This window comes from Stenotrophomonas sp. CASM110, from assembly GCF_049384345.1.
GTDB lineage: Bacteria > Pseudomonadota > Gammaproteobacteria > Xanthomonadales > Xanthomonadaceae > Stenotrophomonas > Stenotrophomonas muris.
The window spans coordinates 1-12,684 of the sequence record NZ_JBMRGI010000019.1; the positions used below are offsets into that span (position 1 = coordinate 1).

Below are 12,684 nucleotides of genomic sequence, written 5' to 3' on the forward strand. Positions count from 1 at the left end.
GTTCGCGGGGGACGCCGTGAATCCGTCCCTGGAGGCTTGGCCGCGGCATCCATGCCGCGGACACCCCCGCGGACCCACCCCGCCCGGCCTCTGACAGTTTCCGTGTGCGTCCAGCCACGGAGAAGAAAAAAGAAAATCAAAATCAAACGCCGGTCGCTTCGCTCCTGGTGTCGACCAAGGTCGACACCTACCAGCCATCGCAGTTCAGCAACCGTCACCGGGAAACTGTCTGGGTGGGGCGGTGTGGGCTTGCAGGACCGTTGGCGCCATGGATGGCGCCATCGAGCCCCCATGGATGGGTTTACGGCGTGTCCTGCAAGCCCACACCGCCCCGCCCGCCTAACAGAAAAGCCAGAGCCGGCTGTTGCTCCGGCTCTGGCTTCGGCGGTTGCCTCTGCGGGTGCCGGGCCGCAGGCCCGGCCGATGAACTCAGACCACCGGTTCGCGCAGGACGGGGTTGTCCCAGCCGGGGCGCGGCGCGAAACGGTCGCCATGGCGCTGCTGCAGCGCCTTCAACCGCTCGACGATCGCATCGGCACCGACCGCACGGATGTGCTGGATCGGACCGCCGCGGAACGGTGCGAAACCGGTGCCGAAGATCACGCCGGCATCCAGCAGGTCCGCGTCGGCCACCACGCCCTCGTGAAGGCAGGCCACCGCCTCGTTCAACAGCGGCAGGATCAGGCGGTCCTCCAGATCGGCCGGGGCCTGGTAGTCGCTGGCCACGTCCGGCTTCTTCGGCTTGCCGTTCTCCCAGGTGTAGATGCCCTGGCCATCCTTCTTGCCGCGCTTGTCCGGTTCCACCGTCTGCAGTGCGGCCGGGATCTGCAGGCCCAGGAACGGCGCCAGTTCGCGGCCGACGCCGGCGGCCACGTCCAGGCCCACGGTATCGATCAGTTCGATCGGGCCCATCGGCATGCCGAACTTCACCGCGGCCTTGTCGATCACCGGGCCCGGAATGCCCTCGGCATACGCGGTGGCCGCTTCCAGCATGTACGGGAACAGCACGCGGTTGACCAGGAAGCCCGGGCTGCCGGCCACCGGCACCGGGAACTTGCCCAGCGCCTTGCAGAACGCGGCCAGGCGACGCTCGGTCTCCGGCGCCATGCCGTCGTGATGGATGATCTCCACCAACGGCATCTGCGCTACCGGGTTGAAGTAGTGCAGGCCCGCGAACTGCGCCGGGCGCTGGATGTGGTCGCGCAGTTCCACCAGCGGAATCGACGAGGTGTTGGTGGTCAGCAGGGCGTCCTGCTTCATCTTCGGCTCAAGCGTCTGGTACAGCGCACGCTTGGCTTCGGGGTTCTCGATGATTGCCTCGATCACCAGGTCGGCCTCGGCCACGCCGTTGCCTTCCAGGTCGGCACGCAGGCGCGCGGCCACGGCCGGGCGCTTGCTCTCGTCGCGCACCTTCTTGGCGAACAGCGCCTGCGCGCGTTCCATGGCCGGGTCGATGAAGCGCTGCTCGCGGTCCTGCAGGGTCACCTCGAAGCCCTTGTAGCCGGCCCACGCGGCGATGTCGCCGCCCATCACGCCGGCGCCGACCACGTGCACGTGGCGGATGCCGGAATCACCGCCACCGAGGCCCTTCAGGCGTTCGGTCAGGAAGAAGATACGGATCAGGTTGCGCGCGGTCGGAGTACTGGCCAGCTTCACCACGGCACGCCGCTCGGCGTCCAGGCGGGCCTGGATCGGCTTGCCGCCACTGCGCTGCCAGGTGCTGATCAGCGCGTACGGCGCCGGGTACTGGTCCTTCTTCGCCTTGCGGGCGACCTGCTTGACCATCTGTGGTGCCAGCAGCGTGCGTGCCAGCCAGGTGTTGGTGGCCCAGGCCGTGGCGCGCTGCTTGAACGGGCGGGTGGTGCCGGACAGCGCCAGTGCAACGGCCGTGTCGAGCACCACCGCCGGTGCCACCACCTTGTCGACCAGGCCGATGCCACGCGCGGCCGAGGCCGACAGGGTGCGGCCGGTCAGCATCATGTCCATCGCTGCCGGGGCGCCCACCAGGTGCGGCAGGCGGGCGCTGCCACCCCACCCCGGGAAGATGCCCAGCTGGGTCTCCGGCAGGCCGATGCGGGTGCTGCTGTCATTGGAGGCCACGCGATAGCGGCAGGCCAGGGCAAGCTCGGTGCCACCGCCGAGGCAGTGGCCGTGGATGGCCGCCACGGTCGGGCAGGGCAGCTCGGCCAGCTTCTGGTAGGTGGCCTGGCCACGCCGGATCGCGTCGTTGACGGTGCCGCGACGGTCGAATTCCTGGAACTCCTTCAGGTCGGCACCGGCAATGAAGCCGGCCTTCTTCAGCGACTGGATGACTACGCCCTTGGGCGGGTCCAGGGCAATGCGCTCAAGCAGGTCGCCCAGTTCCAGCAGCACGTCCTGCGACATCGCATTGACGCTGCTGTCCTGGCGATCCAGGGAGAGAACCACCACGCCGTCGTCGCGGATCTCGGGGTGCCAGTGGCTGAAGCGGAGACCATCGAAGCCTGAGAGCATGGACGTTCCATCCGGTTGTGTATGGAGAAGCGGCTATGATCCAGAGGTTGTTTCCCCCGCGTCAAATCCCAATAGCAGGGGAGTGGCGCCCCCGGATCCATGGCCGTGGATCGGGACGCTAACCGAATGGTGGTTAAAAGCTGGTGCGGCGCCAGGTGATCGGCGACTGAACTTTTCCCGGGATTGGCAGTCTCATTGCCCGACGTCGGTTGGGCTGACAGGAGTGCGGCCCCTCATGGCCGATGTTGATACACCTCAGGAGCTGGATCTGGAGCTGGTCCGGCGCGTGCAGCACGGCGAGAGTGCCGCGTTCGATGTCCTGGTGCGCAAGTACCAGCATCGGGTCGTGGCCCTGGTCGGTCGCTACATCGCCGACTGGAGCGAATGTCAGGACGTCGCCCAGGACACTTTCATCCGTGCCTACCGCGCGATCGGGAGTTTCCGTGGCGATGCCCAGTTCTCAACCTGGTTGCATCGAATCGCCGTGAATACCGCCAAAAACTACCTGGCTTCACACAATCGTCGTCCGCCGACCGATGACATCGACATCGGTGACGCCGAGCAGTTCGACAGCGGTACCCGCCTGCGGGACACCGACACGCCCGAGCGCGAGTTGATGCGCCAGGAGCTGGAACAGACGGTCATGAAGGCCGTCAACGCGCTGCCGGAGGAACTCCGGTCGGCGATCACCCTGCGCGAGGTGGAAGGCCTGAGCTACGAGGATATCGCGCAGAAGATGGGGTGCCCGATCGGCACCGTGCGTTCCCGGATCTTCCGGGCGCGCGAGGCGATCGACACCGAACTCCGGCCGCTGTTGGACATCGGCAGCGCCACCCGTGAGAAGAGCCGCGTATGACCAGTAACCCGTTCAACGAATCGCAGAACCATCAATCGCCCGCCGGGCAGCGCCTGGACCAGCGCCATCGCGAGCAGCTGTCGGCCCTGGTCGATGGCGAGCTGGGTGCCGATGAAGCGCGCTTCCTGCTGCGCCGGATGGAACACGACCCCGAACTGGCCGGCTGCCAGGAGCGCTGGCAGCTGCTGGGCGACGTGATGCGCGGGCAGGCCCCGGCGTTGGCACCGGCCGGCTTCAGTGCCGCCGTTGCGGCCGCCATTGCGGCAGAGCCGACGCCGCAGGCCGAGCCGCGTCGCCAAGTGCGTCGCAGTGGCTGGCGCGCCTGGGGCGGCGGTGCTGCGCTGGCCGCATCGGTCGCCGCGGTCGCCCTGTTCATCGGCGGCGAGAAATTGAAGGAGGCGACGCCGGGTGAACCGCTGGCGCCGCAGGTGATCGCCAGCCAGGCGGAACTGGCACCGGCCGCGCCGACCCCAGTCACCGAGGCTTCGGTGGACACGGCCGCGGTGGCCGTGGCTGCTGCGCCGGCCGTAGCGATGGCCGCGGCGGGCCGCCGCCAGGACGCCCGCCGTGCCAGCGCTACGCGCAGCCAGCAGGCCGCGCGTGCCGCCCAGCGCGACGACACTTCGCAGCGCGCCATCGCGGCCGTGCAGGCACCGTTGACCCCGACCGTGCCGGCCAACGCCAACCGCAACCTGCCGTTCGGCGAGGTCAGCGGGCTGCAGGCCCGGCCATGGCCGCGCTCCAGCCTGGCGCCCGCCGCTGGCGGCGCGCTCAATGCCAGCTTCCCGGCCCACGCCGGTAGTGCCGCGTTCTATCCGTTCGAGCCGCGCCTGCAGGATGACCTGTCGGTGCCGCCGCGCCCGCGCGACTGAGCCGGGCGCCTTCACGCCCCGCCGTCGGCGGGGCCCGTATTCCTCTTTCCACCCGACCCGGAGGTTGCCGTCCGATGACTCCCCGACTCCGCACGCAGGCCATTGGCCTGCTGGCCCTGACCCTTCCCCTGGTGGCCTGCGCACAGGCGCCGGCGCCCGTCGCGCAGACCCAGCCCATGCCAGCCGCGGCCGCGCGGGCACCGGCGCAGCCGCTGGTCAGTGGCCTGCCCGACTTCACCAACCTGGTCGAACAGGTCGGCCCGGGCGTGGTCAACGTCGATACCACCATCGTCCGCAACAACCGCCAGGCCGCGCGCGGCCCGATGGGCGACGATGACATGCCGGAGTTCTTCCGCCGCTTCTTTGGTCCCGACTTCCCGATGCCGGGGCAGGGGCCGGGTGGGCCAGACGGTGGCCCCAGCATCAAGGGCCGTGGCATGGGTTCGGGCTTCATCATCTCGCCCGATGGCTATGTGCTGACCAACTACCACGTGGTGGCCGACGCCAGTGACGTGAAGGTCAAGCTGGGCGACAGCCGTGAGTTCACCGCCAAGGTGGTGGGCAGCGACCAGCAGTACGACGTCGCCCTGCTGAAGATCGACGGGAAGAACCTGCCAACCGTGCGCGTGGGTGACTCCAACAGCCTGAAGCCGGGGCAGTGGGTTGTCGCGATCGGCTCGCCGTTCGGCCTCGACCATTCTGTCACCGCCGGCGTGGTCAGCGCCGTCGGCCGCAGTACGGGCGGCCCCGACCAGCGCTATGTGCCGTTCATCCAGACCGACGTGGCGATCAACCAGGGCAATTCCGGTGGCCCTCTTCTGAACACCCGCGGCGAAGTGGTCGGCATCAACTCGCAGATCTTCTCCGCGTCCGGCGGCTACATGGGCATCAGCTTCGCGATCCCGATCGACCTGGCGATGAGCGCGGTCGAGCAGATCAAGAAGAGCGGCAAGGTCACCCGCGGCCAGCTCGGCGCGGTCGTGGAGCCGATCGATTCGCTGAAGGCGCAGGGCCTGGGCCTGCCGGACAGCCGTGGCGCCCTGGTCAACCAGATCGTGGCCGGCAGTGCGGCCGCCAAGGCCGGCGTGCAGGTGGGCGACGTCATCCGCTCGGTCAACGGCAGCCCGGTCAACAGCTGGTCCGACCTGCCGCCGCTGATCGGTGCGATGGCGCCGGGCAGCAAGGTGAACCTGGTGGTGTACCGCGACGGCAAGCCGCATGACCTCAGTGCCACGTTGACCGCGCTGAGTGAAGACGGGCAGGCCAGTGCCCGCGGGCCGTCGGCCGGCGGTGCCGAGGCGGCGCCGCAGACCGGGGCCAATGCCCTGCTGGGGCTGGACGTGAGCGACCTGAGCGCGGCTCAGCGCAAGCAGTTCGGGCTCAACGGCAACGAAGGCGTGCGCATCACCGGGGTCAAGGGCCAGGCGGCGCGTGATGCCGGCCTGTCGCCGGGCATGGTGATCCTGCAGGTCGGCCGCGTCGCGGTCGGCAGTGTGGATGCCCTGAACCGGGCGCTGTCCAGCTTCAAGAAGGACGACGTGGTCATGCTGCTGGTCCGCACGGCCAACGGCAACAGCGCCTTCGTGGCGGTCAAGGCCGGCCAGTAGGGCCTGCCGGGGCCGCTCCGGCGGCCCCTGGGCCTCCCCCGAAGCCCCGCCCCGGCGGGGCTTCGGTCGTTCCGGGCCGGTGCCCGGCAGCCGGTTTTAGCGGCCGGGCGCTGGGCGTGCGATAATCGACCGTTACCCTGACGACGCCGCGCGCCGCCGCCACCTATGTCTTCTGATTCGATGCGGAACATCCGCAACTTCTCCATCATCGCCCATGTCGACCACGGCAAGTCCACGCTGGCCGACCGCATCATCCAGCTCTGCGGTGGCCTGCAGGCCCGCGAGATGGAAGCGCAGGTGCTCGATTCCAATCCGATCGAGCGCGAGCGTGGCATCACGATCAAGGCGCAGTCGGTGTCACTGCCGTACCTGGCCAAGGACGGGCAGACCTACCACCTGAACTTCATCGACACCCCCGGCCACGTCGACTTCTCCTATGAAGTCAGCCGCTCGCTGGCCGCCTGCGAAGGCGCGCTGCTGGTGGTCGATGCGGCGCAGGGCGTGGAAGCCCAGTCGGTGGCCAACTGCTACACCGCCGTGGAGCAGGGCCTGGAAGTGGTGCCGGTGATCAACAAGATCGACCTGCCCACCGCCGACATCGAGCGCGCCAAGGCCGAGATCGAGGCCGTGATCGGCATCGATGCCTCCGACGCCGTGCCGGTCAGTGCCAAGACCGGCCTCAACGTGCAGGACGTGCTGGAAGCGATCGTGCACCGCATTCCGCCGCCGGCGCCGCGCGACACCGACAAGCTGCAGGCGCTGATCATCGACTCGTGGTTCGACAACTACCTCGGCGTGGTGTCGCTGGTGCGCGTGATGCAGGGCGAGATCAAGGCCGGTGACAAGCTGCAGGTGATGTCGACCGGCCGCAACCACCAGGTCGACAACGTCGGCGTGTTCACGCCGAAGCGCAAGGTGCTGCCGGCGCTGCGTGCCGGTGAAGTGGGCTGGGTCACCGCCAGCATCAAGGACGTGCATGGCGCGCCGGTCGGCGACACCCTCACCCTGGCCGGCGACCCGGCGCCGAAGCCGCTGCCGGGCTTCCAGGAAATGCAGCCGCGCGTGTTCGCCGGCCTGTTCCCGGTCGATGCCGAAGACTACCCGGACCTGCGCGAAGCGCTGGACAAGCTGCGCCTGAACGATGCCGCGCTGCGTTTCGAGCCGGAAAGCTCCGAGGCGATGGGCTTCGGCTTCCGCTGCGGCTTCCTGGGCATGCTGCACATGGAAATCGTGCAGGAGCGCCTGGAGCGCGAATACAACCTGGACCTGATCAGCACCGCGCCGACGGTGGTGTATGAGGTCCTGAAGACCGATGGCTCGATCATCAACATGGACAACCCGGCCAAGCTGCCGGCGGTGAACCAGGTCGAGGAAATCCGCGAACCGATCATCCGCGCCAACGTGCTCACCCCCGAGGAGTACATCGGCAACATCATCAAGCTGTGCGAAGAAAAGCGCGGCAGCCAGATCGGCATCAACTACCTGGGCAGCCAGGTGCAGATCAGCTACGAGCTGCCGATGGCCGAGGTGGTGCTGGACTTCTTCGACAAGCTGAAGTCGGTCAGCCGCGGCTACGCCTCGCTCGATTACCACTTCGTGCGCTTCGACGCAGGCCCGTTCGTGCGCGTGGACGTGCTGATCAATGGTGACAAGGTCGATGCGCTGTCGTTGATCGTGCACCGCAGCCACGCTGACCGACGTGGCCGCGAGCTGTGCGAGAAGATGAAGGACCTGATCCCGCGCCAGATGTTCGACGTGGCCATCCAGGCCGCCGTCGGCTCGCAGATCATCGCCCGCACCACGGTCAAGGCCATGCGCAAGAACGTGCTGGCCAAGTGCTATGGTGGCGACGTTTCGCGCAAGAAGAAGCTTCTGGAAAAGCAGAAGGAAGGCAAGAAGCGCATGAAGCAGGTCGGACGCGTGGAGATTCCGCAGGAAGCGTTCCTGGCCGTCCTGCAGATGGACAACAAGTAAGGCCCGCACCGGCCCTGCGGGGCCGGTCGTCTGGTGACGTTGCAAAGGACCCTGAATGAAACTGTTTGAGATCCTCCTGGTCGTGCTGACCCTGGCCTCGGGCCTGATCCTGCTCGCGGACAAGCTGTACCTCGCCAAGCGTCGCGCCCAGCGCGCGGGCCTGCTCGACTCCGAGCCGGTGCTGGTGGATTACTCGCGTGCGTTCTTCCCGGTGCTGGCGATCGTGCTGATCGTGCGCAGTTTCATCGCCGAGCCGTACAAGATCCCGTCCAGCTCGATGATGCCGAACCTGCTGATCGGCGACTTCATCCTGGTCAACAAGTTCTCCTACGGCCTGCGCCTGCCGATCAGCAACACCAAGATCGTGCCGTTTGGCGAGCCGTCGCGCGGCGACGTGGTGGTGTTCCACTTCCCCGGCCACAGCGACAACGATCCGGCCAAGGGTGAGAACTTCATCAAGCGCGTCATCGGCGTGCCGGGCGACACCGTGGTCTTCGAAGGCGACGGCGTGATCCTCAACGGCGAACCGCTGAAGTACGACAACAAGGGCATCTATGCAGGCCACAAGGGCCAGGGCGAGGGTGCCAACCTGCTGGTCGAACACCTGCCGGGTCGAACCCACACCGTGCTGGAGACCGACTATCCGCGTGGCCAGGGCCAGTGGACCGTGCCGGCCGGCAAGTACCTTGTGATGGGCGACAACCGTGACAACAGCGACGATGGCCGTTTCTGGGGCCTGCTGCCGGAAGAAAACCTGCGCGGCAAGGCCTTCCTGATCTGGCTGAACTGCCAGGGCTGGTTCTGCAAGGATGGCTTCGAGCCGTCGCGGATCGGCTCGAGCATCAACTGATCGGGCATCAACCGAGTATTTTCACATCCAACGCGTATCTGGGGAGAACGCAATGAAGACGATGAACACGCAGCGTGGCATGACCCTGACCTCGTTCCTGGCGGTCCTGATCGTGGTCGGTTTCTTCCTTTACATCGGCATGAAGCTGTTCCCGATGTACCAGGAGTATTACGCGGTGCGCTCGGCGATGAAGAGCCTGGCCAACGAGCCGGGTGTGGGCAGCATGGAACCGGCCCGGATCCAGGATCTGTTCTTCAAGCGGCTGTACATCAACTACTCGGAAAACGTGAAGCCGGCCAACGTGAAGTTCGACCGCCGCGACAATGGCTGGACCCTCAAGGTCAACTACGAAGTGCGCCGTCCGCTGGTCGGCAACCTGGACGTGGTTGGCAAATTCGATTCATCCCAGGACCTGACCCGAAGCGGTGCCGAATAAACCTTTCCAACGTGGTGACCTGATCGGTCATCCCTTCCGCGACCCGGCGCTGCTGAAGCAGGCGCTGACGCATCGCAGTGCCGGTGCGCCACACAACGAGCGCCTGGAGTTCCTGGGCGACAGCATCGTCAACATGATGGCGGCCGAGGCGTTGTACCAGCGCTGGCCCAAGGCTGACGAAGGCGCGATGACCCGTGCCCGCGCCGAGCTGGTGCGTGAAGGCGCGCTGGCGGTGATCGGGCGCACCCTGGAACTGGGCGATCGACTGATCCTGGGCCCGGGAGAAATGAAGTCCGGCGGCCACCGTCGTGATTCGATCCTGGCCGACGCGGTGGAAGCCGTGGTGGCTGCGATCTACCTGGATGCCGGCTTCGAGGCCTGCCGGGCGGTGGTACTGCCCTGGTTCAGCGCTTCGATCGAGGCACTGCCGGCCTCCGGCCGGCCCGAGAAGGACCCCAAGACCCGCCTGCAGGAATGGCTGCAGGCCCGACAGAAGGCGTTGCCGCAGTATGAACTGGTGTCAGAATCCGGTGACGACCACGCCAAGCACTTCCGGGTACGCTGCAACGTAGCCGACCCGGCCGCCAGCACCGAGGGCGAAGGCGCCTCGCGGCGGCTTGCCGAACAACAGGCGGCTGCGGCCGTCCTAGAACAACTGGATTCCAAGTGAGCGAACAAACTCCCCATCATTGCGGCAGCGTGGCCGTCATCGGCCGCCCGAACGTGGGCAAGTCGACCCTGACCAATGCCCTGGTCGGCGCCAAGGTCAGCATCGTCTCCAACCGTCCGCAGACCACGCGCCATCGCCTGCTGGGCATCGCCACCTATCCGGAAGGCCAGCTGGTCCTGGTCGACACCCCTGGCCTGCACAAGGTGCAGAAGCGGGCGATGAACCGGGTGATGAACCGCGCCGCGCGTGGCTCGCTGGAAGGCGTCGATGCCGGCCTGCTGGTGATCGAAGCCGGTCGCTGGGATGAAGAGGACAGCCTGGCGTTCAACGTGCTGCGCGACGCCGGCATCCCGGTGGTGCTGGTGGTCAACAAGATCGATCGCCTGAAGGAAAAGGGCGCGCTGCTGCCGTTCCTGCAGCAGGTGACCGAAGGGCGTGATTTCGCCGCCGTGCACCCGATCTCGGCGCAGAAGCGCAACGGCCTGGAAGCACTGGTGCGCGACGTGCTGAAGCTGCTGCCGGAAGCCCCGCCGATGTTCGGCGAGGACGAGATCACCGATCGCAGCCAGCGTTTCCTGGCCGGTGAACTGGTGCGCGAGCAGTTGATGCGCCAGCTCGGCGAGGAACTGCCGTACGCAACCACCGTCGAGATCGAGCGCTTCACCGAGGATGGCAACCTGCTGCGCATCGGTGCGGTGATCTGGGTCGAGCGCGAGGGCCAGAAGGCCATCGTGATCGGCAAGGGCGGCGCCCGCCTGAAGGAGATCGGCGCCAAGTCCCGCCTGCAGATGGAGCGTCTGTTCGGGGCCAAGGTGTTCCTGGAAACCTGGGTGCGCGTGCGTGAAGGCTGGTCCGACGACGAGGCCGCGCTGAAGGCCTTCGGCTACGAATAAGCCGCGACGGTCGCTTCGATGATGATCGAGGACGACACCGGCTTCGTGCTGCACGCACGGGCCTACCGCGAGACCAGCCTGCTGGTCGAAGTGTTGAGCGCGCAGCATGGCCGTATCGGCCTGCTGGCGCGTGGCGTGTCCACCGCCAAGGGCCAGGTGCTGCGCGCCGCCCTGCAGCCGTTGCAGTGGATCCGCTTCAGTGCCCAGCAGCGGGGTGAACTGGCCCAGCTGCGGGGTGCCGAGGCGCTGGATGCCGCGCCACGCTTGGTCGGCCAGGCGATGTTGGCCGGCTTCTACCTGAGTGAACTGACCCTGCGCCTGGCCCCGCGCCAGGACCCGCTGCCGGAGCTGTACCTTGCCTACGGTGAGGCACGCGCGCGGCTGGCGGTCGGTGCCGGCCTGGCCTGGACCCTGCGCCGTTTCGAGCGCGAACTGCTGTCCGCGCTGGGCCTGGGTCTCGAGCTGGACAGTGCCAGTGATGGCCAGCCGATCGACCCGGCGGCGCGCTACGAGCTGGACCCGCAGGAAGGGGCGCAGCGCCTGCTGAGCGAGCGTGGCGGGGAGCGCCGGGCGGCGGCCACTGGCTCGGCGCTGCTGGCCCTTGCGGCCGACGAAGAACCGGATGCCGCCGATCTGGCCAGCCTGCGCCTGCCGATGCGGCGGGTGCTGGCCCATCACCTGGGCGCGCGCGGGCTGAAGTCCTGGGAAATGCTCGAGCAGCTTGCGCCGCGCAGGTAGGTGGGGCGGCAGGGCTTGCAGCCCTGCACCTGCCGAAGCCGAAGCCGAATCAAGGTCAACGTCAACAGCAAAAGCTGGCTATCCGTGGGTAGGGGGGGGTCCGGTTGCGGGAGACGCCGTAAACCCGTCCCTGGGGGCTTGGCCGCGGCATCCATGCCGCGGACACTCCCGCAACCGGACCCACCCCGCCTTCGACAGTTTCCCGCGAGCTGTCGGGATTGCTCTTGGGGTCAGATCCGTTTTCCGCAGAAAAACGGATCCGACCCCAGATTGATTTCGATATCTGACAGAAATTCATCCACGCATGGCGTGGATCTACCCGATCGCGGAAAACTGTAAGAGGTGGGGCGGTATCGGAGGGCGGGGTGTCAGCCGCATGGATGCGGCTGCCAAGCCCCCAAGGACGGGTTTACGGCGTCCCCGCCCTCCGATACCGCACCGCCAACCCACGGAATGCATGCCGTTGCTGTTGCTGTTGCCTTGGCTTGAAGCCTCTGCGGGTGCAGGGCGCAGCCCTGCCGAAAAACCCTCAATGCAGCAGGGCAGCTACCGCGGCGCGGAACCCGTCCTGGGCCTGCCCGGACTCGGGTGCATGATGCAGCTGGCGCACCGCCCGGCCCAACCGTGCCGCCCCCACGAAGCCACAGCTCGCCTGCAACCGGTGCAGCTGGCTGCGCAGCTGGCGCTCGTCGTGCTGGTCCACCGCCTGCTCGACCGCGTCGCGCACACCGGGCAACTCGGCCAGGAACAGCTCGCGCAGTGCGATCAGGTGGTTGCGCTGGCCATTGAGCGCGGCCAATGCCGCAGTCTCGTCCCAGTCCTGCACGGCCAGCTCGACCGCGGCCGGGGCCTGTGCCACGAAGATTCCCGCCGGGCTGTTGACCAGCGCACGGCGCACGGCCTTCAGCAGCTGGTCGCGGCCCAGCGGCTTGACCAGGGTGTCGCTGAAACCGGCTTCGCGCAGGCGGGCGTGGATGGAGGTATCGCCGTCGGCCGTATGTGCCAGCGCCGGTGTGTCGGGATGTGAGCGGCGTAGCTCACGCAGCAGTTGCGCGCCATTGCCATCCGGCAGGTTGACGTCGATCAGCCACAGATCATGCGCGCCGGGTTCGGCACTGGCCAGGGCACTGGCCAGCGAATCTGCGGTATCCACATCCGCCGGTAACGTTTCCAACGCCGCCTTGAAAAAACCGCGGCTGATGATGTCGTCCTCGACAAGCAGGAAGCGGGGCCGTGCGGCCCGCGGGGTCATCTGCATCAGGGCTGCCTCCATGTCAGCTGGCCCAATCATCAAG

11 protein-coding genes are annotated in these 12,684 nt (G+C 67.3%); 9 read left to right on the plus strand and 2 right to left on the minus strand.

What is annotated here, in order from left to right:
- Positions 1 to 429: 429 nt before the first annotated feature.
- On the minus strand, positions 430 to 2,493 hold the full coding sequence (locus tag VG561_RS15910) for a 3-hydroxyacyl-CoA dehydrogenase NAD-binding domain-containing protein (protein WP_423179792.1): 2,064 nt from the start codon (positions 2,491 to 2,493) through the stop codon (positions 430 to 432).
- A 235-nt stretch (positions 2,494 to 2,728) separates the two neighbouring features.
- Between VG561_RS15910 and rpoE the strand changes: the two genes are divergently transcribed.
- The 9 genes from rpoE to recO all read left to right on the plus strand — a co-directional run bounded on the left by rpoE (position 2,729) and on the right by recO (position 11,389).
- Positions 2,729 to 3,349 (plus strand): RNA polymerase sigma factor RpoE, encoded by a 621-nt coding sequence (gene rpoE / locus VG561_RS15915; RefSeq protein WP_014038091.1) that lies wholly within the window; start codon positions 2,729 to 2,731, stop codon positions 3,347 to 3,349.
- The gene (locus tag VG561_RS15920) at positions 3,346 to 4,221 is read left to right on the plus strand and encodes a sigma-E factor negative regulatory protein (RefSeq protein WP_423179793.1); all 876 of its coding nucleotides are present in this window, start codon (positions 3,346 to 3,348) and stop codon (positions 4,219 to 4,221) included. The genes rpoE and VG561_RS15920 overlap by 4 nt, the downstream gene beginning before the upstream one ends.
- A 74-nt stretch (positions 4,222 to 4,295) precedes the next feature.
- Positions 4,296 to 5,828: a DegQ family serine endoprotease gene (locus tag VG561_RS15925; protein ID WP_414612207.1), complete on the plus strand. Its 1,533-nt coding sequence runs from the start codon at positions 4,296 to 4,298 to the stop codon at positions 5,826 to 5,828.
- 180 nt (positions 5,829 to 6,008) lie between these two features.
- On the plus strand, positions 6,009 to 7,802 hold the full coding sequence (gene lepA, locus VG561_RS15930) for a translation elongation factor 4 (protein WP_032958997.1): 1,794 nt from the start codon (positions 6,009 to 6,011) through the stop codon (positions 7,800 to 7,802).
- A gap of 55 nt (positions 7,803 to 7,857) precedes the next feature.
- Positions 7,858 to 8,652, plus strand: coding sequence for a signal peptidase I (lepB, locus tag VG561_RS15935; protein ID WP_014038087.1), 795 nt, complete (start codon positions 7,858 to 7,860; stop codon positions 8,650 to 8,652).
- Positions 8,653 to 8,704: 52 nt separating this feature from the next.
- A complete protein-coding gene (locus VG561_RS15940) occupies positions 8,705 to 9,088 on the plus strand; it encodes a DUF4845 domain-containing protein (protein WP_014647998.1) in 384 nt (127 codons plus the stop codon).
- Entirely contained in the window at positions 9,078 to 9,758 is a 681-nt protein-coding gene (gene rnc, locus VG561_RS15945) for a ribonuclease III (protein ID WP_046431951.1), read from the plus strand. Before VG561_RS15940 ends, rnc begins: the two co-directional genes overlap by 11 nt.
- On the plus strand, positions 9,755 to 10,651 hold the full coding sequence (era, locus tag VG561_RS15950) for a GTPase Era (protein WP_005410599.1): 897 nt from the start codon (positions 9,755 to 9,757) through the stop codon (positions 10,649 to 10,651). The genes rnc and era overlap by 4 nt, the downstream gene beginning before the upstream one ends.
- Before the next feature lie 18 nt (positions 10,652 to 10,669).
- Entirely contained in the window at positions 10,670 to 11,389 is a 720-nt protein-coding gene (recO, locus tag VG561_RS15955; RefSeq protein ID WP_197575409.1) for a DNA repair protein RecO, read from the plus strand.
- Between the two features lie 529 nt (positions 11,390 to 11,918).
- Here the strand turns inward: recO and VG561_RS15960 are convergent.
- Positions 11,919 to 12,647 carry a response regulator gene (locus tag VG561_RS15960; protein ID WP_014647994.1) on the minus strand — a complete coding sequence of 243 codons (729 nt, stop codon included), beginning with the start codon at positions 12,645 to 12,647 and terminating at the stop codon, positions 11,919 to 11,921.
- Positions 12,648 to 12,684 lie beyond the last annotated feature (37 nt).

Excerpts from the sequence above, each read along its gene's own strand:
- VG561_RS15910 (WP_423179792.1), bottom strand. The coding sequence starts at position 2,493 with ATGCTCTCAGGCTTCGATGGTCTCCGCTTCAGCCACTGGCACCCCGAG.
- rpoE (WP_014038091.1), top strand. The coding sequence starts at position 2,729 with ATGGCCGATGTTGATACACCTCAGGAGCTGGATCTGGAGCTGGTCCGG.
- VG561_RS15920 (WP_423179793.1), top strand. The coding sequence starts at position 3,346 with ATGACCAGTAACCCGTTCAACGAATCGCAGAACCATCAATCGCCCGCC.
- VG561_RS15925 (WP_414612207.1), top strand. The coding sequence starts at position 4,296 with ATGACTCCCCGACTCCGCACGCAGGCCATTGGCCTGCTGGCCCTGACC.
- lepA (WP_032958997.1), top strand. The coding sequence starts at position 6,009 with ATGCGGAACATCCGCAACTTCTCCATCATCGCCCATGTCGACCACGGC.
- lepB (WP_014038087.1), top strand. The coding sequence starts at position 7,858 with ATGAAACTGTTTGAGATCCTCCTGGTCGTGCTGACCCTGGCCTCGGGC.
- VG561_RS15940 (WP_014647998.1), top strand. The coding sequence starts at position 8,705 with ATGAAGACGATGAACACGCAGCGTGGCATGACCCTGACCTCGTTCCTG.
- recO (WP_197575409.1), top strand. The coding sequence starts at position 10,670 with ATGATGATCGAGGACGACACCGGCTTCGTGCTGCACGCACGGGCCTAC.
- VG561_RS15960 (WP_014647994.1), bottom strand. The coding sequence starts at position 12,647 with ATGCAGATGACCCCGCGGGCCGCACGGCCCCGCTTCCTGCTTGTCGAG.